General features: G+C 65.4%; 16 protein-coding genes. 6 read left to right on the top strand and 10 right to left on the bottom strand.

The genetic code is table 11. From position 1 onward, the window contains the following. Positions 1-79: 79 nt before the first annotated feature. The 8 genes from KW832_RS05620 to nirB all read right to left on the bottom strand — a co-directional run bounded on the left by KW832_RS05620 (position 80) and on the right by nirB (position 10,897). Positions 80-754 (bottom strand): TrkA family potassium uptake protein, encoded by a 675-nt coding sequence (locus KW832_RS05620; RefSeq protein ID WP_255577542.1) that lies wholly within the window; start codon positions 752-754, stop codon positions 80-82. Next, complete coding sequence (locus tag KW832_RS05625) at positions 744-2,078, bottom strand: TrkH family potassium uptake protein (RefSeq protein ID WP_218299176.1); 1,335 nt, start codon at positions 2,076-2,078, stop codon at positions 744-746. Before KW832_RS05625 ends, KW832_RS05620 begins: the two co-directional genes overlap by 11 nt. Before the next feature lie 173 nt (positions 2,079-2,251). Beyond that, a complete protein-coding gene (cobA, locus tag KW832_RS05630) occupies positions 2,252-3,103 on the bottom strand; it encodes a uroporphyrinogen-III C-methyltransferase (protein ID WP_055400212.1) in 852 nt (283 codons plus the stop codon). Further along, positions 3,100-4,023: a DNA-binding protein YbiB gene (ybiB, locus tag KW832_RS05635; RefSeq protein ID WP_218299177.1), complete on the bottom strand. Its 924-nt coding sequence runs from the start codon at positions 4,021-4,023 to the stop codon at positions 3,100-3,102. Before ybiB ends, cobA begins: the two co-directional genes overlap by 4 nt. 168 nt (positions 4,024-4,191) lie before the next feature. Continuing rightward, on the bottom strand, positions 4,192-7,029 hold the full coding sequence (locus KW832_RS05640) for a nitrate reductase (protein ID WP_218299178.1): 2,838 nt from the start codon (positions 7,027-7,029) through the stop codon (positions 4,192-4,194). A 100-nt stretch (positions 7,030-7,129) separates the two neighbouring features. After that, positions 7,130-7,528, bottom strand: a complete 399-nt coding sequence (gene nirD / locus KW832_RS05645; RefSeq protein WP_218299179.1) for a nitrite reductase small subunit NirD — start codon at positions 7,526-7,528, stop codon at positions 7,130-7,132. A 94-nt stretch (positions 7,529-7,622) separates the two neighbouring features. Continuing rightward, entirely contained in the window at positions 7,623-8,426 is an 804-nt protein-coding gene (locus KW832_RS05650) for a type IV pili methyl-accepting chemotaxis transducer N-terminal domain-containing protein (RefSeq protein WP_121419395.1), read from the bottom strand. 26 nt (positions 8,427-8,452) lie between these two features. Next, positions 8,453-10,897, bottom strand: coding sequence for a nitrite reductase large subunit NirB (gene nirB, locus KW832_RS05655; protein WP_218299180.1), 2,445 nt, complete (start codon positions 10,895-10,897; stop codon positions 8,453-8,455). Positions 10,898-11,250: 353 nt separating this feature from the next. Here nirB and KW832_RS05660 point away from each other — a divergent pair, with 353 nt between their 5' ends. Further along, positions 11,251-13,014, top strand: coding sequence for a bifunctional protein-serine/threonine kinase/phosphatase (locus KW832_RS05660; RefSeq protein WP_218299181.1), 1,764 nt, complete (start codon positions 11,251-11,253; stop codon positions 13,012-13,014). A 307-nt stretch (positions 13,015-13,321) separates the two neighbouring features. On the opposite strand, the gene KW832_RS05665 is transcribed toward KW832_RS05660, so the two are convergent. Continuing rightward, on the bottom strand, positions 13,322-14,536 hold the full coding sequence (locus tag KW832_RS05665) for a nitrate/nitrite transporter (protein ID WP_121419398.1): 1,215 nt from the start codon (positions 14,534-14,536) through the stop codon (positions 13,322-13,324). Between the two features lie 507 nt (positions 14,537-15,043). Here KW832_RS05665 and KW832_RS05670 point away from each other — a divergent pair. Further along, entirely contained in the window at positions 15,044-16,705 is a 1,662-nt protein-coding gene (locus KW832_RS05670; RefSeq protein ID WP_218299182.1) for a methyl-accepting chemotaxis protein, read from the top strand. Between the two features lie 125 nt (positions 16,706-16,830). Here the strand turns inward: KW832_RS05670 and KW832_RS05675 are convergent, their stop codons facing one another. After that, the gene (locus tag KW832_RS05675; protein ID WP_218299183.1) at positions 16,831-17,856 is read right to left on the bottom strand and encodes a LacI family DNA-binding transcriptional regulator; all 1,026 of its coding nucleotides are present in this window, start codon (positions 17,854-17,856) and stop codon (positions 16,831-16,833) included. Positions 17,857-18,061: 205 nt separating this feature from the next. Here KW832_RS05675 and KW832_RS05680 point away from each other — a divergent pair, with 205 nt between their 5' ends. Genes KW832_RS05680 through KW832_RS05695 form a run of 4 tightly spaced genes read left to right on the top strand, consistent with a single transcriptional unit; the run spans position 18,062 to position 21,445 of the window. Further along, positions 18,062-18,547 (top strand): gluconokinase, encoded by a 486-nt coding sequence (locus KW832_RS05680; protein WP_218299731.1) that lies wholly within the window; start codon positions 18,062-18,064, stop codon positions 18,545-18,547. Further along, positions 18,544-19,065, top strand: a complete 522-nt coding sequence (locus tag KW832_RS05685) for a TRAP transporter small permease (RefSeq protein ID WP_218299184.1) — start codon at positions 18,544-18,546, stop codon at positions 19,063-19,065. Before KW832_RS05680 ends, KW832_RS05685 begins: the two co-directional genes overlap by 4 nt. 12 nt (positions 19,066-19,077) lie before the next feature. Continuing rightward, positions 19,078-20,370, top strand: coding sequence for a TRAP transporter large permease (locus tag KW832_RS05690; RefSeq protein ID WP_121422627.1), 1,293 nt, complete (start codon positions 19,078-19,080; stop codon positions 20,368-20,370). A 55-nt stretch (positions 20,371-20,425) separates the two neighbouring features. Beyond that, positions 20,426-21,445, top strand: coding sequence for a TRAP transporter substrate-binding protein (locus KW832_RS05695; RefSeq protein WP_218299185.1), 1,020 nt, complete (start codon positions 20,426-20,428; stop codon positions 21,443-21,445). Positions 21,446-21,529: the final 84 nt, after the last annotated feature.

A 21,529-nucleotide genomic window follows, 5' to 3' on the forward strand; every position in this document is an offset into this window, starting at 1 on the left:
CCGCGCCCGCTACCAGCCGCGCAAGGTGCTCTGGCACGTTGGCGGCAGGGAAGGGCGCGTGCGGTGCGGCGCTGGGCGCTCAGTACAACGCTGCGAAGCGCTCCACCATGCGCGTGGGGCCTGCCACGATGAGGTGGTCGCCCGGTTTGATTTCGGTTTCTGCCTTGGCGTAGATGAAGTCGAGGTGGCGGCGTTTGATGCCCACCACCGTAATGCCATGGCGTTTGCGCACGACGGACTGGGACAATGGCTTGTTGTGTGTCTCCATCGGCGCCCGGGTTTTGGCAATGGCAAAGCCGTCGTCAAACTCGATGAAGTCGATCATCTTGCCGGTGACCAAGTGCGCCACGCGCTCGCCCATGTCCGCCTCGGGGTAGACGACATGGTGCGCACCCACCCGCTCGGCAATGCGGCCGTGCTGGGGGTCAATGGCCTTGGCCCAGATGTCCTTGAGCCCCAGCTGGCTCAGGTTCAGGATGGTGAGCACGCTCGCCTCCAGGTTGCCGCCGATGCTCACCACCGCATGCGCAAAGTCGGGCACGGCCAGCTGGCGCAGGGTTTCCAGGTCGGTGGCGTCGGCCTGCACCACATGGGGTAGCACGCTCGCCAGCGACTGCACCGTCTCGGCATCGCTCTCGATGGCCAGCACGTCGTGGCCCAGCTCCACCAGTGATTTGGCAACCCCGGTGCCAAAGCGGCCCAGGCCAATCACCACCACGCTGCCCGACAGGTTCTTTACGGCTTTATCCAACAATGGGTTTCTCCTCGGGGTAACGGTAGTTGCGGCGCATCTGGTTGGTGGCCAGGGCCACGGCCAGGGTGACCACGCCCACGCGCCCAATGAACATGAGCGCAATGATGATGGCCTGCGCCCCCGGCACCAGGTCGGCGGTGATGCCCGTAGACAGCCCCACGGTGCCGAACGCTGAAATCACTTCGAACAGCACTTTTTCCAGCGGTAGCGGCGTGAGCGGCAAGATGAGCAAAATGGCCAGTCCCACCACGGCCGCGCTGAGCACCAAGATGGTGATGGCCTGGCGTTGCACCGAATCGGCGATGCGACGGCCGCGAAACTCGACGTCGCGGTGCCCACGTATTTCGTTCCACACCACCAGTACCAACACAAAAAACGTGGTCACCTTGACGCCCCCGGCGGTGCCCGCGCTGCCCCCGCCGATGAACATGAGGATGTAGTGCAGCGCCAGTGATTCGGTGCTCAGCGCTCCGATATCGACTGCATTGAACCCTGCCGTGCGTGCCGATACCGAGGTGAACAGTGCCACCAGCCCCTTGTGCGCCCAGCCCATGGGCCCCAGCGTTCCCGGATTGTCGAACTCGGCCAGAAAGATCACCACCGTGCCCAGTGCGATCAACGCCAGCGAGCCCCACACCGTGAGGGCGGTGTGCATGGACCACAGTGGGCGTTTGCGTCCGCGTTCGGCCAGCAGCTCGTGCAGCACCGGAAACCCCAGGCCTCCGATGATGATCGCCAGCATCAGCGGAGCCAGCACCAGCACATCGGACGAGAACCGCACCACGCTGTCTGCCCAAGTCGAAAAGCCCGCATTGTTGAAGGCCGATATGGAGTGGAACATGCCTTGCCAGGCAGCCTCTCCCCAGGGCATGCCATAGCCCAGTGCGAACCGCAGGCCCAGGGCCAGCGCCATCAGCAGCTCGACGGCAACCGTCACTTGGAGCACGATCTTGGCAACGCTCTTTACGTCCCCCAGCGCCAGCGAATGGGTCTCTGCCTGCAGCAGCAGCCGGGTGCGTATGCGCATTTGCCCGCCGATGAGCAGCCCCATCAGCGTGGCCGACGTCATCATGCCGAAGCCGCCCAGCTGAAACAGGCCCATGATGAGGGCCTGGCCCGTGCCGCTCCAATAGGTGCCGGTGTCCACCACCACCAGTCCTGTCACGCACACGGCGGAGGTGGCGGTGAACAATGCCGTGAGAAATGGCGCGCTCTGCCCCTGGGCGTGCGAGAGCGGCAGCATGAGCAAGACCGTGCCGGCAGCGATGACGGTCAGAAAAGACAGCACCAGAACCGCTGCGGGGTGCACGACACGTTGGTTCAAACGAATTCCTGGGCGGGTGGCAACAATGCGCGGCCCGTGAGGGTCGGGGCTTGGCGAAGACTCTCTCCAGAGTCTGCGCGCGGCGATGCTATCAGCTTTGGATGGATCTCTCGCCTGCTGCGGCGCTGTGGAGGCGGCCGGTGCTGCGCACAGCCGCAGGCACCCCCACGTCGTCAGACAGCGCGCCGCGCCCGGGGTGCTTCGGATTTTTCAGACGTGGAATGCATCGCGTCCTGCGACGCCAGCGCCACACCCCGCACCACATCCCCCACAACGATCACCGAGGGGCTGGCGAGCCCGTCGCGCGTGATGGTGGTGTGCAGTGCGCCCAGTGTGGTCACGGCGTGGCGCTGCTGGGGCAAGCTGGCATGCTGGATGATGGCCACGGGCGTGCTGGCGGGCAGGCCGGTGAGCAGCTCCTGCTCGATGGTGGCGGCGCCGCTCACACCCATGTAGATCACCAGCGTGAGCTTGGCGTCGCGGGCCGTGGCGGCCAGTTGGCGCCAGTCGGTGCCCGCGTCGCCGGGCTTGGCATGGCCGGTGACGAACACCACGCCGTGGGCATGCTCGCGGTGGGTGAGCGGCGCGCCCAGCGAGGTCAGGCCCGCCAGGCCCGCCGTGATGCCGTTGATGACGGTGACCGGCACGCCTGCCGCGCGCAGGTGCTCCACTTCTTCTCCACCCCGGCCGAAGATGAACGGGTCGCCGCCCTTGAGCCGCACTACGTTTTCACCCTCGTTCACCGCCATCAGCATCAGCTTCTCGATGAAGGCCTGGGGCGTGCTCTTGCAGCCACCACGTTTGCCCACGTAGACGATGCGGGCCGTGGGCGACGCGTGCGCCACGATGGCGTCGCTCACCAGGTCGTCCACCAGCAGCACGGTGGCGGCCTGGATGGCCTTGAGCGCCTTGATGGTGAGCAGTTCCGGATCGCCGGGGCCAGCGCCCACCAGCGTGCAGCTGCCTCCCGTTCCGAGGTGGGGCTTGGAAGGGGGCAGGGTGTTGGTGTGCGTGGGGCGGCTCATGGGGATGTCTCCGAATTGGTTTGTTCCGCAAGTCGCAAGATATGTTCCACCTGGCGCTCAATCGCAGGCGGAATCGGCAACTCGCCCGCCAGCACGCAGCGGGTGTAACTGGCCGTTGTGGCGACGTCGATCTCGGTGGGTAAGCCGGGCACCTCGCTGGCGGTCCCGGGCTGCTGTGATTCCAGCACCGCGTGCACGCCGTGCACAAAACCGTCGTATCGCGGTGTGCGGCGCGGATCAGTAGCGACCTCGCCCTCCAGCCCGCGCGAGAGCAGCGCGCTCACGCCCAGCGTGCGAAAGGTGGTCTGCAGCATCTCGAAATATTCAGGGTGTGTGTACGCAGTGACCACCACCGACGGCCCCGCGCACGGGCTCATCAGCTTGACCACGCTGTGCCCCGGGTTGCGCAAGCCCACCACCTCGCGCACCGAGAGCAGGCGCGCCAGGCCTGCGTGCAGGTGTTGGGTGTGGATATGGCGCACGGTGCCGTTTGCTATTTTTTCAGGAGCTGTTAGCGCAGGTACATCAAGCGCTAGAAGCACATCGGATGCCAAAATGCGCCGCGCCTCGGTGCGCATGCCGTGCAGCAGCACGGGCAGCCCCTCGCGCGCCAGCAGCAGCGCCAGCAGCGGGGTCAGCACCGGCAACTTGCGCGCGCCGTTGTAGCTGGGCAGCACGATGAGCGGGCGATCAGTGGCCGGCAGCAGCGCCAGGCGGCTGTGCGTGGCGTCCAGAAAACCGCACATCTCCTCGGACGTCTCGCCCTTGATGCGCATGGCCAGGCAGAACGCGCCGATCTCCAGGTCGCTCACCTGCCCGTCCAGCACCTGGCCGAACAGGTCGGTGGCCTGCTCGCGCGACAGCGGCTTGGCGCCGCGCGCGCCGCGCCCAATCTCTTTGATGTACTGACTGATGGCCATGGTTCTTGGTGGCGGGACTTGTGAAACAGGGCTTCAGCGTCGTTGTTTCGGCTTGCCGTACAGGCGTACTGTCTGCGCCGAAAGCGCCTAGCTGCAGCCCTGTTGCACAAGTCCTTGTGGGGTTTGTAGGTCTGAGGGCTATTTTCCTGCAAGCAAGAGAACTTTTGGTTATATGGCGGCCTGCGCCATGGGCTTGGACGCCAGCGGCCCCGTGGCTCGCACCATGCGCTTGAGTTCGGGCAGGCACGAGCCGCAGTTGGTGCCGCAGCGCAGCTTGCCCTGTAGTTGCGCCAGCCGGTCGTCGTCGGTTCCGTGGCAGTGCGCCAGCTCGGCGGTGATGGCGGTGTCCGTCACGTTGAAGCAGGTGCACACCGATTTTCCACGCGACTGCACGGCCACGGGTGCTTTGGCGCCGGGCACGAGCAGCAGGCGGCCATAGGTCTGCGCGGGCAATTCTTCCTGCAGCAGGGTCTTGAGCCAGCCCTCGGCGCTGGTGTCGCCCGCGAGCACGATGCCTTCGAGCGTGGTGGTGTCCCCATGGCGAGCCAGCCGCGCGGCGCGGCGCTGGCCACGTTTCTTGTCGGCATAGCGCAGCGTGTCGGCGCCAGTCAGGCCCATCAGAGATTCGATGCGTTCCACAGTGGCGTCGGGCGGTGCCTCGTGCGCGGCGGCGCGCAGCAGCACACCCACGCGCTCACGGCCGGGTTCGCCCAGCGGTGTGTTGTTGCTGAAGGGAACGCAGCTCGCAAACGGAAACTGCGCCATCAGCGCGGACAGCGCCTCGCGCGTGGCCTGGGCGCTGTCGGCGGGCAGCCAGGCCATGGCCAGCAGCGTCCAGGGCAGCTCGGCCTTGAGCACCTTCACGGCCGCGTGCTTGAGCTCGGGCTGCTTGGACGTGGGGCAATAGGCCGAGGTGGTGAGCGCGTTCACGCCTGCCAAGCGCTCGCCGGTGGACGAGCAGCCGCTCAAAAATTCGCTGCCCCAGTGCATGGCCATGAACGCCTGCGACAGGCCCACGGTGGTGTCGGCCTGCGCGGGCACCACGATGGTGCCGCGCTTGCTCGTCACGTAGACCAGGTCGCCGTTCTTCAGGCCGCGCCGCTCCATGTCCTGTGGGTGCAGTTGCACGCTGGGCTCGGCCACATGGCCGAACAGGCGGCCCAGTGTGCCGGTGCGCGTCATGCCGTGCCACTGGTCGCGCAGGCGGCCGGTGGTCAGGCTGAAGGGGTAACGCGACTCGCGCTGCTCGGCCGTGGGTTGCCAGGCGTGCGCGGCAAAACGGGCGCGGCCATCGGGGGTGGGGAACACGCCGTCTTCGTACAGGCGGGCCTTGCCCGTGGTGGATCCCTCAGGCAATGGCCACTGTTGGGGGCCTGCAGATTCGAGCGTCTCCCACGACAGACCGGTGATGTCCAGGTCGCGTCCGCGGGTGCTCTCGCGGTGCTCATTCCACACAGTTTCGGCGCCTTGGTCGGGGTCGTCAGTGGTGTAGGGGAACAGCGTGGGCTGGCCGGGGCGCAGGCGGGCCTCCAGCTGGTGCGCAAACTGCACCGCAATGGCCCAGTCGTGGCGCGCCAGGCCGGGTGCGGGCACGGCAGTGCGCACGCGCGAGATGCGGCGCTCGCTGTTGGTCACCGTGCCGGTCTTTTCACCCCAGGTGGTGGCGGGCAGCAGCAGGTCGGCATAGGCACAGGTGGCGGCGGTGGCAAAGGCTTCTTGCACCACCACAAACTCGGCGCGCTGCAGTGCGCGGCGTACGGTGGCCTGGTCGGGCATGCTCTGGGCGGGGTTGGTGCAGGCAATCCACAGCGCCCGGATTTCGCCATCGGCGGCGGCCTGGAACATCTCCACGGCCGTCTTGCCCGGCTTGCTGGGCACATCGGCTACGCCCCACAGTGCGGCCACCTCGGCGCGGTGCTGCGGGTTGGCCAGATCACGGTGGGCGCTGAGCAGATTGGCCAGACCACCCACTTCGCGCCCGCCCATGGCGTTGGGCTGGCCGGTCAGGCTGAAGGGGCCCGCGCCGGGCTTGCCGATTTGCGCGGTGGCCAGGTGCAGGTTGATGAGCGCTGCGTTCTTGGCCGTGCCGCTGCTGCTCTGGTTCAGGCCCTGGCAGTACAGGCTGAGCGTGGCTTTGGACTGCGCAAACCACTTGGCGGCGGTGGTCAGATCGGCCACGCTGATACCGCAGGTCTGCGCCACACGCTCGGGTGTGTAGTCGCGCACCAGGGCCTTGAGCTCGTCAAAACCCGTGGTGTGCGCGGCGATGTACGCGGCGTCCGTCCAGCCCTCCCACAGCATCAGGTGCAGCATGCCGTTGAACAGCATCACGTCGCTGCCGGGCTGGATAGGCAAAAATAGGTCGGCCATGCCGGCGGTGTCAGTGCGGCGCGGGTCGGCCACGATGACCCTCATGCCGGGGTTGGCGGCGCGCGCGTCTTCGATGCGGCGGAACAAGATGGGGTGCGCCCAGGCCGCGTTGCTGCCCACAATGAACAGGCACTGCGCGTGTTTCACGTCGTCGTAGCAGGCGGGGGGCGCGTCGGCGCCCAGGGTCTGCTTGTAGCCCGCCACGGCGCTGCTCATGCACAGGCGCGAGTTGGTGTCGATGTTGTTGGTGCCGATCAGGCCCTTGGCGAGCTTGTTGAAGACGTAGTAGTCCTCGGTGAGCAATTGGCCGCTCACGTAAAAGCCCACGGCATCGGGGCCGTGGTTCTGGATGGTGTTTGCCAATTTTTCGGTGGCCAGGTTCAGCGCGGCGTCCCATGGCAGGGGCTGGGGAGCATCGCTGCGTTGCGCGCGGTGCAGGGGCTGTAGCAAGCGGGTCTGCAGTGTGATGGGGCTGCTGGCCGTGAGGTGCAGGGTCGAGCCCTTGGTGCACAGGCGGCCAAAGTTGGCGGGGTGGGTGGGGTCGCCGCGCACGCCGGTGATCTGCGCGCCATCGGATTCGATGATCACGCCGCAGCCTACGCCACAGTAGGGGCAGGTGGATTTCGTTTCTTGCATGGCGTGGATTCCAGATGTTTTTTGGCTCTAGCGCTTAATGGAAAAGCGCTGATAGCTATGTATTTAATAGCTTTGGTGTTCGATGGACGTTGCGGGGTGATCAGGCCGCCAGGCCGCGCCGCGCCGGCCCTGCTACGGGGCGCGTCAAATCGACCGCATGCTCGTCCAGCTCCAGGGCATCCAGATACACCGCGCCATCTTCCACCTTCACGGCGAATTTGGGCGTGCAGCCTTCGTCGGGAGCCGATGCCTGCCCATCGCACAACCCAATCGTCCAGTTGTGCAGCGGGCACGCCACCTGCGTGCCAAACACAATGCCCTGCGACAGCGGGCCGCCCTTGTGAGGGCAGCGGTCGAGCAGTGCGAACACGCCTCCGGCATCGTTGCGGAACACGGCCACATCCAGGCCCTGTGGGCGCGCCACACGGCGCGAGCCCAGCACGGGGATGTCGTCCACGCGGCAGATCAGCTTCCATTGCGGGCTGTTGGTTGTGGTCATCATGGTTCCTTCGGTGTCTTTGGGTGTTGTCGGGGAGCCTGCCAGGGTCATCGTGGGGCGGCTCGTTATTTTTTTGAGTAAGTCTTGGGTGGGCTCAGGCCGCCAGCGCCGCATACATGCCGGTCACGCGGTCCATGCTGGAGAGCAGGTTTTCGCTGGCCACGTACACCTCGGCCACTTGGCGGTTCACGTTGCCGCCGCCCTGCATGCGCTGCAGCGCAGCGTCAAAAAACACCCACTGGCCGTCGGCCAGCTGCAGTTCCTGGCGGATGCGGTTGGTGGCCTGGGGGGCATTGCGCAGCAGCTCAGTGGCTGCGATGAATTCACTGCGGGCCTTGGCGATTTCGGTGGTGGCGGTGGACGCGTCCACCGGCAGCATGGCGGCCAGGTAGAACTTGGCCATGCGCTGGCTCAGCATGCGCTGACGGCCTGCAATGTTCACCAGGTGGCCCACGGGCTTGCCCGAGGCTGCCTCGTACTGCGTGGTGCCCAGATGGGCCAGGGCCAGCACCTTGGCATCGGCCTGCAGCATGGCGCTGGCGTTGTCGGTGGACGATGTCGCAGCGGCCAGCGTGGTCTTGTGGGCGGCCCAGGCGGTTTCCAGCTTGGTGTACGTTTCGCGGATGGTAGGCGAGGGCGCATAGGCCTTGAGTTCCACCAGCTGGCGCTCGAACAGCGCGATGGACTGCTCCATCACCTGGCGTGCCGTGGGCGTGTCGGCCTTGTGGGCCAGGGCCAGCCAGGCCTTGCCCACACGCTGGCTCAGCATGCGCTGGCGCCCAGCCTTGTTGATGGCGTCGTTGAGGTCGGTGACCTGGGCGTGGGCGCTGCCCAGCGGGGCGAGGGCGCTGCACGCAGCGGCGCAGCTGGCGGCGGTCAAAAGGGTTCTGCGGTGCATGGTGGGGTCTCTCCGGACTTGGGCGATCAGGCGCTCAAGGGCGCGAACTGGCGTGTGTCCACGGCCGCCTTGTCAAAGTCGAACCAGGGATCGGGCTCGCCGTCCAGCGCAAACTGCAGCTGCTCCCACAGCGCCTTGCGGCCTTCGTGGTCTTCCAAAATGCGCTTCTTCACATAGTCCAGGCCCACACGGTTCACGTAGTGCACGGTGCGCTCCAGGTACCAGCCTTCCTGGCGGTACAGCTCGCAGAAGGCGCCGGTGTACTCCAGCACTTCCTCGGCGGTTTTGAGCTTGGTGAAGAAATGCGCCACCTCGGTCTTGATGCCGCCGTTGCCCGCCACGTACATCTCCCAGCCGCTGTCCACGCCGATGATGCCCACGTCCTTGATGCCCGCCTCGGCGCAGTTGCGGGGGCAGCCGCTCACCGCAAACTTCACCTTGTGCGGCGCATACATGCGCCACATGGCGCGCTCCAGATCCTTGCCCATCTGGGTGCTGTCTTGTGTGCCCATGCGGCACCACTCGCTGCCCACGCAGGTCTTCACGGTGCGCAGGGCCTTGGCGTAGGCGTGGCCGCTGGGCATGCCGATGTCCTTCCAGACGTTGACCAGGTCTTCCTTCTTCACGCCCAGCAGATCAATACGCTGGCCGCCCGTGACCTTGACGGTGGGGATCTTGTATTTGTCCACCGCATCGGCAATGCGGCGCAACTCATCGGCCGTGGTCTCGCCGCCCCACATGCGGGGGATCACGCTGTAGGTGCCGTCTTTCTGGATGTTGGCGTGGCTGCGTTCGTTGATGAAGCGGCTTTGCGGGTCGTCCTTGGCTTCTTTCGGCCAGGTGCTGATGAGGTAGTAATTGACCGCCGGGCGGCAGGTGGCGCAGCCGTTGGGCGTCTTCCATTCCATGAACTTGAACACCTCGGCAATGCTGACCAGCTTGCTGCCGCGGATCACGTCACGCACGGCCTGGTGGCCGTGGTCGGTGCAGCCGCACATGGCCTTGGTCTTGGGCGTGGCGCTGTAGTCGCCACCGGCGGTGAACATGATGATCTGCTCCACCAGCCCGGTGCACGAGCCACACGAGGCGCTGGCCTTCGTGTGCTTGCGCACTTCATCCAGTGTGAACAGGCCTTTGTCCTTGATGGCCTTGCAGATGGCGCCCTTGGTCACGCCGTTGCAGCCGCAGACCTCGTCGCTGTCCTGCATGGCGGCAGCCTTGCTCTGGCCCTGGTGGCCGGTGTCGCCCAGGTGCGATTCGCCAAACATCAGCTTGTCGCGGATGTCGCTCACGCTGCGGCCGTCGCGCAGCAGCTTGAAGTACCAGCTACCGTCCACCGTGTCGCCATACAGGCAGGCGCCCACGAGCTTGTCGTCTTTGATGACGAGCTTTTTGTACACGCCACCGAAGGGGTCGCTCATCACGATCTCCTCGGTGTCGTCTCCTCCTTGAAAGTCTCCGGCCGAGAACAGGTCGATGCCCGTCACCTTGAGCTTGGTGGACGTGAGCGAGCCCTGGTAGCGGCCGATGCCGAATTCGGCCAAATGGTTGGCCAGCACCTTGCCCTGCTCGAACAGCGGGGCCACCAGGCCATAGGCAATGCCCCGGTGCGCGGCGCATTCGCCCACGGCATAGATGCGGGCGTCGGTGGTGGTCTGCAGCGTGTCGCTCACTACAATGCCGCGGTTCACGTGCAGGCGCATCTTTTCGGCCAGGGCGGTGTTGGGGCGGATGCCCACGGCCATCACCACCAGGTCGGCGGGCACCTCGGTGCCGTCCTTGAACTTCACGCTGGCCACGCGGCCTTCGGTGTTGCCCACCAGCTCCTGCGTCTGCGCCTTCATCAAGAACTGCATGCCGCGCTCCTGCAGCGACTTTTGCAGCATCTTCCCAGCCACATCGTCCAGCTGGCGCTCCATCAGCCAGTCGCCCACATGCACCACGCTCACTTGCATGCCGCGCTTCATCAGGCCGTTGGCGGCCTCCAGGCCCAGCAGGCCGCCGCCGATGACCACGGCGTGTTTGTAGGTGGCGGCCGCGTCGATCATGGCCTGCGTGTCGGCAATGTCGCGGTAGGCCAGCACGCCCTGCAAGTCTTTGCCAGGGATGGGCAGGATGAAGGGGTTGGAGCCTGTGGCGAGGATCAGTCGGTCGTATTCGGCGGTGACCACCGTGCCATCCTTGCTGGTGGCGCTGACCACGCGGCGCACGCGGTCCACGTCGGTCACCGTAAAACCGGTGTGCAGCGTGATGTGATTGTCGGCATACCAGGACCAATCGTTCAGAATGATCTCGTCGATGGTCTGCTCGCCGGCCAGCACGGGCGAGAGCAGGATGCGGTTGTAGTTGGGGTGGGGCTCGGCCCCAAACACCGTGATGTCGTACAGATCCGGGGCAATCTTGAGCAGCTCTTCCAGCGTGCGCACACCGGCCATGCCGTTTCCTACCATCACCAGCTTGAGCTTTTTCATCGTGACTCCGTCGGTTCTATCGCCTGGGCGATTCGAAAAACAAAAAAGGCGTCCACACGATGCCGTTTCGAATTCCTGTCGAAACCGCATGTGCGGACGCCTTCGTCCGGGCAATCCACCCCTGCGCCATTGCACGGGTGGATTGCGTGACCCTGTGGGGTCGTTGCTGGAGTTAAGCAATGCTTGTGCCAGTCGATTTGCACTGAGGTGGGGCGGCTTCTGGGGGTGTTTTGAGACCCGCGTGTGGGGGGTGGTGCAGTGCTGCCCCGGCTCTGCGCAGGCGCCACGGGGGTATGCCCTTGTCTGGCGCGGGGCGCACCACCTTGGGCACGGAACCTGCAAGGAGCTGGTGCATGACTTTTCAACTGGATTTCGGCCACACCTCGCAGGCTGGGCGCAAGGAGGTGAACGAAGACTTCGCCGCGCTCGTGTTGGGCCAGGGGCGCGACCGTGAGCGCGGAGCCATCGCGGCCATCGCCGACGGCGTGAGTACCGGCGGCAATGGCCGCGAGGCCGCCCAGACTTCAGTGAACACACTGGTGAACGACTATTTCGCCACGCCCGACACCTGGGACACCACGGTGGCGCTGGACCGCATCCTGTCCGCCCACAACGGCTGGCTCGCCTCCATGAACCGGCGCCGCCAGCCTGCGGTGGGGTTGACCACGCTGACCGCGCTGGTGCTGCGTGGCCAGTCCTACACGCTGGCCCATGTGGGAGACACACGCGCCTACCTGGTGCGCGAGGGCCGCCTGCAGCAGCTGACCACCGACCATGTCATGGCGCAGCACGATCTCAGGCACCAGCTCACCCGCGCCATGGGCCTGGACGACCACGTGGTGGTGGACTACAGCCAGGGCGAGCTGCGCAGCGGCGACCTGTTTGTGCTGCTGTCGGACGGCGTGCACGGCAGCATGCCCGAGCGCGAACTGCGCCAGCTGCTGCGCCAGGAGATACCGGCCCAGGCGCTCACCGACGAGCTGGTGCAGGTAGCCCTGCGCCGTGGCAGCAGCGACAACGTGACCGCGCTGGTGGTGCGGGTGCAGGGCGCGCTGGAGGCCACGCTGCAAGACGAATCGCGCCGCGCCCAGGACCTGCCCGTGCTGCCCCTGCTCAAGGTGGGCGACACCGTGGACGGCCTTACGGTGACAGCCATCGTGGCCGACAACGGCATCCACCGGCTGTACCAGGTGCGCGATGGAGCCACGCAGCGGCTGTATGCCCTCAAGACCCTGCTGCCTGCGCGCGCCCACGACGCCGAAGAACGCGCCACGCTGGCGCACGAGGCCTGGGTGGCGCGGCGCATGCAGTCGGGCCAGGCCGCCGCCCATCTGGCGCGGCTCAACGACTGGCCGGTGGGAGACGGCGGCTTTGGCGATGGCGCCGCAGCCAGCGCGTTTTACCTGCTGTACGACTGGCATTCCGGCGACACGCTGGGGCAGCGCCTGCGCCATCGCCAGCACCTGGCCGTGGGGCAGGCTGTGACGGTGACCGTGCAGGCCGCACGCGTGCTGGGCTGGCTGCACCGCCAGGGCGTGGTGCACCGCGACATCAAGCCCGACAACCTGCACCTGGGCGACGACGGGGTGCTGCGTGTGCTGGACCTGGGCGTGGCCCTCTCAGGCCGCGAGCCCGAGGCCACCCGCCGCCTGCACGCCGGAACCCCCAGCTACATGAACCCGGAGCAGTGGCCGGGCTATGAAAAGGGCGGCGACCCCTCCGGTCAGTTGCCCGACGCGGGCAGCGACCTGTTTGCGCTGGGGGTCACGCTGTACCAGCTGCTCAGCCACGGGCGCCTGCCCTATGGCGAGGTGGTGCAGTACCAGCTGGGCCGCTACCACCGCGACCCGGTGCCCCCCAGCCGCCACAACCCGGGCGTGCCGATCTGGCTCGACCAGATTGCCCTGAAGGCCGTGGCCCGCAACCGCGCCCAGCGTTTTGAAACTGCCGAGGAACTGCTTCTGGCCCTGGAGCGCGGCGCCTCACGCCCCCTGTCGGCGACCGGGCCCCAGCCGCTGATGCAGCGCGATGCCACGGCCCTGTGGAAGATCGCTCTGGCCGTGAGCGTGCTGGTGAATGTGTTGTTGATTTATTGGCTGCTGTTTTTGCCGCGGTGAGCTTTTGCGGCGATTTGCTATTAAAAACATAGCTTTTAGCGCTTATGAGATAAGCGCTGGGGCTTGTTTTTGTCAAAGACCAGTGCATGCACGACGCCCGTTGAGCGACTGCGCTTTGGCTGGAAGTGGGGTGAGCGCTGACGCGCTCACGGCTGCGCCGTTCACGCACTGCGCGCACGTCCACCCTTCTAGCGAAAGCGCGGGCAACGCTGCGCGTTGGCTGGCTGTGCCAGCTCAGGCACTGCGTGCCCGACCGCCCTTTTGCTGGAAGTGTGGCGAGCGCTTGCGCGCTCACCGGCTACGCCGGTCATGCGCTGCGCGCACGTCCACCCTTCTCCGCCCACGTGCGCGTCCAGCGGATCTGCATCACCCGCAGTAGCACCAGCATGGCCAGCGCGCACACCGCAATGCCCACAAAGCCCCAGAGGTAGGTGCCGGTGTACTGGCGCGAGATGCCCATGCCATTGGGGATGAGGCCTCCGCCCAGCGCGCCGATCTCGCCGATCATCGAGCCTGCCACCGCCGTGGCCAGTGGCCAGCGCAGCGGCACCAGCTGGAACAGGGCGCCGTTACCCGCCCCCAGGGCCGCAAAACACACCAGGAACAGCAGCATGGTCACGGGCAGTGATTTTTCGGCCAGGCCACACAGCACCATGCTGGCGGCGGTGATGGCCAGCACGCCGGTCAGGGTGTTCACACCGCCCCAGTGGTCCGACAGCCAGCCACCAAACACGCGCAGGGCCGCGCCCAGAAATGCCGCCATCATCGTGAGCTGGCCGGCCGCCACCTTGCTCACGCCGAACTGGTCATAAAAGTAGCTGGGCAAGAAGGTGGTCAGGCCAATGAAGCCGCCAAAAGTCACGGCGTAGATCAGGCTGAAGGCCCAGCCGTCTTTTTCAAACAGGCAGGCGATGTGCTCACGGAAGCTGGCGTGGGGTGCCAGGTCGGGCGGCTCCTTGGCGTACACCGCCATCACCAGCGCGGGTATCGCCACACTCACGGCAGCAAAGCCATACACGGCCTGCCAGCCAAACTTCTGCGCCAGCATGGGCGCGAGCAGGGCTGCCACCGCAGTGCCCACGTTGCCGGCGCCCACGATACCCATGGCCAGGCCTTTGTAGCGCGGTGGGAACGAGCCCGAGCCCAGTGACAGGGCCACCCCAAAGCTGGCACCCGCCACGCCCAGCAGGATGCCCATGGCGAGCAGGTCGTTGTACGAATGCACGAACAGGTAGCCATAGCCCATGGCCACAAAGATCCCCGCCATCTCGACCAGCGTGGCGTTCTTGCGACCGATGTACTGCGCCAGGATGCCCAGCGGAAACCGCATGAGGGCGCCCGCAAAGATGGGAATGGACAGCATCATGCCCATCTGCGTCGGCGTGAGCTGGAAGGCATCGCGGATGAACGGTGCCATGGCACCGTTGATCACCCAGACTGCGCACGAGAAACCGAAATACAGAAAGGACGACCACAGCGTTGGGGCGTGGCCGGACTTGAGAAACTCTCGAAATTGAAGCATGGCGATCTAGCGCAAAGAGGCTGCTGTGCTGCTGCAAGCACACCCACAACCGGGCAGAAAAACAAAAAGGCGCCAACACGGGCCGCGCGGGCTTGCTGGTTTGTTTGCAAGCCCCACACATCCCATGAAGACGCCAACGTCTTGTTCGCCCAATCCGCCGTTGCACCGGGCTGACACACGGCCAGCGTTGACCGTGGTGCTGAACATGCAAAGGATGTGCCAAGTTCTGGTGGCACTTGGTTTGAGTAAAAACGGCAGCTGGTGCTTGCGTATCGAGAGTTTTTTGCTATCAAATTTGAAGTTAAAATTGCCTGCCAGTCCAAGTTAGTGCAGCGTGCTCCGGTGTGATGCACTTTTTTGGCGCGATGCACCAATTTGGTGGCTGCAAACCAGCAGAGCCACTTAGGTGTTTCAAATCATAAAAATTCAACATAGGATGTATTCGATTCATCCGTTGCCGTGTTGCCCGGTTCTGAGGTGACGAGGCATTCCCTGAGGAGGGTCCCCATGCGCGTCAATCTCCCGATCAGCACGCAGGAATATGCGTTCCCCAAAGGCCAGACCCTGGTGTCCACCACCGATCTCAAGGGCCGCATCCTGTACTGCAACCCGATGTTCATCGAGGTCAGCGGGTACGAGAAGGAAGAGCTGCTGGGCCAGCCCCACAACATCGTCAGACATCCCGACATGCCCGAGGAGGCCTACCGAGACATGTGGGAGACCATTGCCAGCGGCAACCCGTGGTCGGCCCCGGTCAAGAACCGGCGCAAGGACGGCACGTTCTACTGGGTGATGGCCAACGTCACCCCGCTCATGCAGGGCGACCAGCCCACGGGCTACATGTCCGTGCGCACCGAGGCCACCCGCGACCAGATACAGGCCGCCGACCAGCTCTACCGCCAGATGCAGGCCGAAAAACAGGCTGGAACCCTGGTGCACGTGCTGCGCGAGGGGCAGATCGTCAAGAACACGCTCTGGGGGCGCATGGCCCGCGCAGTGCAGCTCGGGCCGCTCGGCAAGATCATGCTGTGCACGCTGCTGCTGGTGTTCGCGTCGTGGGGGGCTGCACTGCTAGGCGGGCACACCATGACCGTCGCGGCTGGCGCAGCCTGGCTGGGCGTGGTGCTGCTGGCCCTGGGCATGGCGGTGTACCTGCACCGGGCCACCGTGGCGCCGTTGTCGCAGATGCTGCGCTGGGCCAACCGCATGGCCGCAGGCGACCTTACCCAGAAGATTGCGGCGTCGCGCAGCGACACCGTGGGTCAGCTGCAAAAGGCGCTGGCCCAGCTCAATGTGAACCTGTTGTCCATCGTGCGCGATGCGCGCCAGGAGAGCGAACACATGCAGCTTTCCACCCGCGAGATCGCGCAGGGCAACCAGGACCTGTCGGAACGCACCGAAGCCCAGGCCAGCAACCTGGAGCAGACGGCGGCGTCGATGGAGGAAATCACCGGCACCGTCAAGCAGACGGCCGAATCGGCCCGCCAGGCCACCGTGCTGGCCACCCAGGCCACCCAGGTGGCTGAGCGCAGCAGCGAGGCCGTGGATGGCGTGGCCAGCACCATGAAGCAGATCCAGACTGCCTCCGGCCGCATCAGCGAGATCACCCAGCTCATCGACTCCATTGCGTTTCAGACCAATATCCTCGCGCTCAACGCCGCCGTGGAGGCCGCGCGTGCGGGTGAGCAGGGGCGCGGGTTTGCGGTGGTGGCCTCCGAGGTGCGCAGCCTGTCGCACCGTACGCTCTCTGCCGCCAAGGAAATCCGGCAGCTCATCGACGACTCGGCCACCAAGGTGAGCGAAGGCCACGCAAAGACCGACGCAGCGCAGAAGACCATGACCGAATCGCTGGAGCTGGTGCGCCGCGTGAACACGCTGATCGGTGAAATTCACAGCGCGTCCAACGAGCAGCTCAGCGGCATCTCTCAGGTCAACGCCGCCGTGGCGCAACTGGACACCATCACGCAGCAGAACGCCGCGCTGGTGGAGGAAAACGCCGCCTCGGCGATGCAGCTCAACGGGCAGGCGCAGACGATGACCGAGACGGTGCAGGTGTTCCGCATCGATGCGTCGGCGCCCAGCCAGGCGCGGGACGCGGTGGCGTTGCGCAAGGAGATGAAGGCTGGCAAGGGCGCATCGTTGTCCAGCCGCGCCTTGGCGGCGCCCTGAGCGCCAAGGGATTTCACGCAGTCCTGGAAACTGGCACGGTGCCATCACCAGTGCCACCGTGGAACGGCTTCGCCAGGCCACAGGTGGCGTCCCCCTGGGGGAAGACGCGAAGCGGCTCAGGGGGCTTATGTACTTGCCCGCACTGTCAGCTCAAACCCCAGATTCACTGAATTTTTCTCCGGCATCTCGCCCCGCATCAGCGTCAGCAGCATCTGCGCACTGGCCTCGCCGATGGCCGAGCGCGGGGTGCGTACGGTGGTCAGCGGCGGCAGCATCTGATCGCTGCCCGCCAGATCGTTAAAGCCGGCGATGGCCACGCGGCCAGGCACGGCCAGACCCAGACGCTGGGCGGCCAGCAGACCACCCTGCGCGAGGTCGTCGTTGCAGAAGAACACGGCGTCCACGCCAGGGCGGGTGCGCAGCACCTCTTCCAGCAGCTCTGCGCCCAGGCGGATGGATGAGGGCTGCGGGCTGAGCAGCTCCAGCCGTGGGTCGTACATCCCCGCCTCGCGCAGGCAACGGCGGTAGCCTTCGGCGCGCTGCATGGTGCGTGGGTCCAGCTGGGCGGCAACGAATGCGATGTTCTTGTGGCCGCGCGACAGCAGGTGGGTTGTCATCGCATGGCCTGCGTCCTGCTGTGAAAAGCCCACGCAGAACACGCCGGGTGCGGGCGTCATTTCCATCAAGTGCACGCAGGGCACGCCGCTGGTGGCAATCATGTGGCGGGCGGCCTCGGTGCGGTCAAAGCCCGTGACGAGCAGGCCCGCCGGGCGGTGGGCCAGGTAGGTGCGCAGTAGCTGCTCTTCTTCCTGCGGGTCGTAGTGCGTCACGCCAATCAGGGCTTGGTAGCCGTGCGGGAAGAGGGTGCGGTGCACGGCCTCCAGCACGTCGACAAACAGTGCGTTGGACAGCAGCGGCACCAGCACCGGCACCTGCACACTGCGCTGCGAGGCCAGTGCGCGGGCGGCGGGGTCGGGCACGTAGCCCAGTTGTGCGGCGGCGTCTTTCACACGCTGCACCAGTTCTTGCGCCACGCCGCGCTCGCCGCGCAGGGCACGGGACGCGGTGATGGGGCTCACCTCGGCGGCCTTGGCCACGTCGTTCAGCGTGATGCGGCCGCTGGAGCGGCGTCTTGTCTCGGGTTTGTTCAAGGGTTAACCCTCATGAGGGTTGAGATTCATCTGGTTAGGATAGCGCTGTCCAAGCGATGGGGCAAGGCGATGCCCGCCATTTTGGATGAAGTTGAAGAACTTGCCACAGTTTGGGCGGCATCCGGGACCGGATGCCTTTTTTACAGATTACTTGGATAGCGCTACCAATATGAGTGTTTTGCCGTCAACGGTTTATCTGGTGGTCATGGGTGTGGCCGGATGTGGCAAGTCCAGCCTCGGCGCTGCGCTGGCGCAGGCCGAAGAGCTGCCCCTGATCGAAGGGGACGACCACCACAGCCCGGCCAGCCGCGAAAAGATGCGCCAGGGTATTGCCCTGACCGACGAAGACCGCGAGGGCTGGCTGGCCACGCTGGGGCAATTGCTGCAGGCGCACCCGCACGGCGCGGTGCTGACCTGCTCTTCGCTCAAGAAGGCCTACCGAGACCGGCTGCGCGGCGCCTGTCCGGGGTTGCGGTTCGTGTTCCTGGAGATCGACCGCGCCAACGCAGGCCAACGTGTGGCGGCGCGCGCGGGCACCCATTTCTTTTCCAGCGCGCTGGTGGACAGCCAGTTCGCCACGCTGGAGTCACCGGTGGGCGAGGCGGGCGTGTTGCGGCTCGATGCGCTGTTGGATCTGGCCACGCTGCAGCAACAGGCTTCGGCCTGGATCGCCGCCCAGGAGTCTGCATGAATTCCCCTGCACAACAAGCGCAACTGCAGCCGTCGCTCAGCCGGTTCGCCAGGATCTCCCAGCTGCTGATGGCCAGTTGCCTCGGCGTGATGGCCGTGGCGGTGTTCATCAACGTGGTGCTGCGCTACGGCTTTGGCAGCGGTGTGGTGGCCAGCGAAGAGCTGTCGCGCCTGCTGTTTGTCTGGATGGTTTTTATCGGTGCCGCAGCGGCCTACCCCGCCGGTGAGCACATGGCTTTTACCAGTCTGGCGGGCCTGTTGGCAAAGCGCCCGGTGGCCTTTGGCCTGTTGACGGCCGTGATCCGGCTGCTGGTGATCAGCGCCAGCGCCATGTTGGCCTGGGGCGCCTGGCAGCAGGTAGTGGTGGGCATGGGCAGCCGCTCCGTCGTCATGGCCTACCCGGCGGCGTTGCTACCACTGCCGGCCTTTTTGTGCGCGGTGGCCATCGGAGTGATGGCGGTCATCGAGTTGTTTCAACGCAAGCCGCTGGACCTCGGTCACGGCGCCGAGGTGGAGTAAGTGATGATGGCCATGGGACCCGAAGCGCAGGCTTTTATCGTTTTTTCGCTGGGCATGCTGGTGCTGATGGGCACCGGCATGAACATGGGCCTCGCCCTGGTGCTCACTGGCGCTGGCATGGCCTGGGTGCTGGATTTTTTCGACACGCAATTGCTCGCGCAGAACCTCGTGGCCGGGGTGGACAGCTTTCCGCTGCTGGCCGTGCCGTTCTTCATCCTGGCGGGTGAGCTGATGAACTCAGGCGGCATCAGCCGTCGCATCATCGACATGGCGCAGGCATGGGTGGGGCATATCCGGGGCGGGCTGGGTTATGTGGCCATCGGCGCTGCGGTGCTGATGGCCAGCATGAGCGGGTCGGCCCTGGCCGACACGGCCGCGCTGGCCACCATCCTGCTGCCCATGATGCGCCAGCAGGGCTACCCGATGAACACCTCGGCAGGGCTGATCGCCTCGGGCGGGATCATTGCGCCCATCATTCCGCCGTCCATGCCGTTCGTGATCTATGGCGTGACGACCAACACCTCGATCTCGGCGCTGTTTGTGTCGGGCATCGTGCCTGGCTTGATGATGGGCGCGGGCCTTATCTTTGCCTGGCGCTGGGTGCTGCGCGGCTTGGATCTGCCCAAGGGCGAACCCTTGCCCGCCAAGGACCGCTTGCGCGCCACGGCACGCGCCTTCTGGGCCATGCTGATGCCGCTCATCATCATCGGCGGCATGAAGACGGGGGTTTTCACCCCCACCGAGGCCGCCGTGGTGGCCGCGTTCTATGCGCTGGCGGTGGCACTTTTCATCCACCGCGAGATGAAGCTGGCGGACATCTATGGCGTGCTGGTGCGTGCGGCCAAGACGACTTCTATCGTGATGTTCTTGTGCGCAGGCGCCCAGGTGGCCAGCTACATGATCACGCTGGCCGATCTGCCCAATGTGCTGACCAGCTGGCTGGGCCCGCTGGTGGAGAACCCGCGCCTGTTGATGGCCGTGATGATGATCGTGCTGGTGCTCATCGGCACGGCGCTGGACCTCACGCCCACCATCCTGATCTTTGCGCCCGTGATGCTGCCCATCGCCGTCAAGGCGGGGATCGACCCGGTGTACTTCGGCCTGATGTTTGTGCTCAACGGCGCCATCGGCCTCATCACGCCGCCCGTGGGCACGGTGCTCAATGTGGTGGCCGGGGTGGGGCGCATCTCGATGCACAGCGTGATCAAGGGCGTGAACCCGTTCCTCTTCACCTACGTGCTGATCCTGGCACTGCTGGTCGTGTTTCCGCAGATCGTGACCGCTCCGGTTCTGTGGATGCGTTGACGATGCTGCGCCCTCTTTTCCCGTGCCTTTCTTTCCTTCGCCAATGGAGACAACCATGAAAACTTTCCGCCGTACCCTGCTCGCCGCCCTGTCGGTGGCCGCCATCACCTGCTCGTTCCAGGTCGCTGCGCAAGACATCAAGCCGCGCATCATCCGTTTTGGCTATGGCCTCAACGAGGTGTCCAACCAGGGCCGCGCCACCAAGCTGTTTGCCGAAGAGGTCGAAAAAGCCTCGGGCGGCAAGATGAAGGTGCGCGCCATCGGTGCTGCGGCGCTGGGCTCTGATGTGCAGATGCAGCAGGCGCTGATCGGCGGCGCGCAGGAAATGATGGTCGGCTCCACCGCCACGCTGGTGGGTATCACCAAGGAAATGGCGATCTGGGACACGCCCTTCCTGTTCAACAACGCCAAGGAAGCCGACGTGGTGCTGGATGGCCCCGTGGGCCAGAAGGTGATGGACAAGCTGCAGGAAAAGGGCCTGGTGGGCCTGGTGTACTGGGAGAACGGCTTTCGCAACCTCACCAACAGCAAGCGCCCCGTCAACAAGCTGGAAGACATGGACGGCATCAAGCTGCGCGTGATGCAGAACAACGTGTTCCTCGACAGCTTCAAGACCCTGGGTGCCAATGCCGTGCCATTGCCGTTCTCCGAACTCTTCACCGCGCTGGAGACCAAGACGGTGGACGGCCAGGAGAACCCCTACAACACCATCCTGTCGAGCAAGTTCTATGAGGTGCAGAAGTACCTCACGGTGACGAACCACGTCTATAGCCCCTGGATCGTGCTGGTGAGCAAGAAATACTGGGACGGCCTGTCGAAGGCCGAGCAGAAGGTGCTGCTCGACGCCGCCAAGAAGAGCCGCGACTTCGAGCGCCAGGACACGCGTGCCGAGGCCGACAAGGCGTTGGCCGACCTGAAGGGCAAAGGCATGCAAGTGAACGAGCTGCCCGCCGCCGAAGCCAACCGCATGCGCGAAAAGCTCAGCGCCGTGAACGCGAGCATTGCCGCCAATGTGGGTGAGAGCCTGTGGAAGGAAGTGCAGGGCGCCGTGGCGCAGGCACGGGCTGGCAAGTAAACCAACGCTTGTTGACGGGGCTCAGCCCCGGCAATAGAAAAGGCCGAGGCCCCATGCGGGGCCTCGGCCTTTTTGCATTTGCAA

Source organism: Acidovorax sp. sif0632 (genome assembly GCF_019218805.1).
In the GTDB taxonomy this organism is placed as follows: Bacteria; Pseudomonadota; Gammaproteobacteria; order Burkholderiales; family Burkholderiaceae_C; genus Acidovorax; species Acidovorax facilis.

What these genes read in the sequence shown, in the direction of transcription:
- cobA (WP_055400212.1), bottom strand. Translation starts at nt 3,103, where the DNA reads ATGAGCCGCCCCACGCACACCAACACCCTGCCCCCTTCCAAGCCCCAC.
- ybiB (WP_218299177.1), bottom strand. Translation starts at nt 4,023, where the DNA reads ATGGCCATCAGTCAGTACATCAAAGAGATTGGGCGCGGCGCGCGCGGC.
- KW832_RS05640 (WP_218299178.1), bottom strand. Translation starts at nt 7,029, where the DNA reads ATGCAAGAAACGAAATCCACCTGCCCCTACTGTGGCGTAGGCTGCGGC.
- nirD (WP_218299179.1), bottom strand. Translation starts at nt 7,528, where the DNA reads ATGACCACAACCAACAGCCCGCAATGGAAGCTGATCTGCCGCGTGGAC.
- KW832_RS05650 (WP_121419395.1), bottom strand. Translation starts at nt 8,426, where the DNA reads ATGCACCGCAGAACCCTTTTGACCGCCGCCAGCTGCGCCGCTGCGTGC.
- nirB (WP_218299180.1), bottom strand. Translation starts at nt 10,897, where the DNA reads ATGAAAAAGCTCAAGCTGGTGATGGTAGGAAACGGCATGGCCGGTGTG.
- KW832_RS05660 (WP_218299181.1), top strand. Translation starts at nt 11,251, where the DNA reads ATGACTTTTCAACTGGATTTCGGCCACACCTCGCAGGCTGGGCGCAAG.
- KW832_RS05665 (WP_121419398.1), bottom strand. Translation starts at nt 14,536, where the DNA reads ATGCTTCAATTTCGAGAGTTTCTCAAGTCCGGCCACGCCCCAACGCTG.
- KW832_RS05670 (WP_218299182.1), top strand. Translation starts at nt 15,044, where the DNA reads ATGCGCGTCAATCTCCCGATCAGCACGCAGGAATATGCGTTCCCCAAA.
- KW832_RS05680 (WP_218299731.1), top strand. Translation starts at nt 18,062, where the DNA reads ATGGGTGTGGCCGGATGTGGCAAGTCCAGCCTCGGCGCTGCGCTGGCG.
- KW832_RS05685 (WP_218299184.1), top strand. Translation starts at nt 18,544, where the DNA reads ATGAATTCCCCTGCACAACAAGCGCAACTGCAGCCGTCGCTCAGCCGG.
- KW832_RS05690 (WP_121422627.1), top strand. Translation starts at nt 19,078, where the DNA reads ATGGGACCCGAAGCGCAGGCTTTTATCGTTTTTTCGCTGGGCATGCTG.
- KW832_RS05695 (WP_218299185.1), top strand. Translation starts at nt 20,426, where the DNA reads ATGAAAACTTTCCGCCGTACCCTGCTCGCCGCCCTGTCGGTGGCCGCC.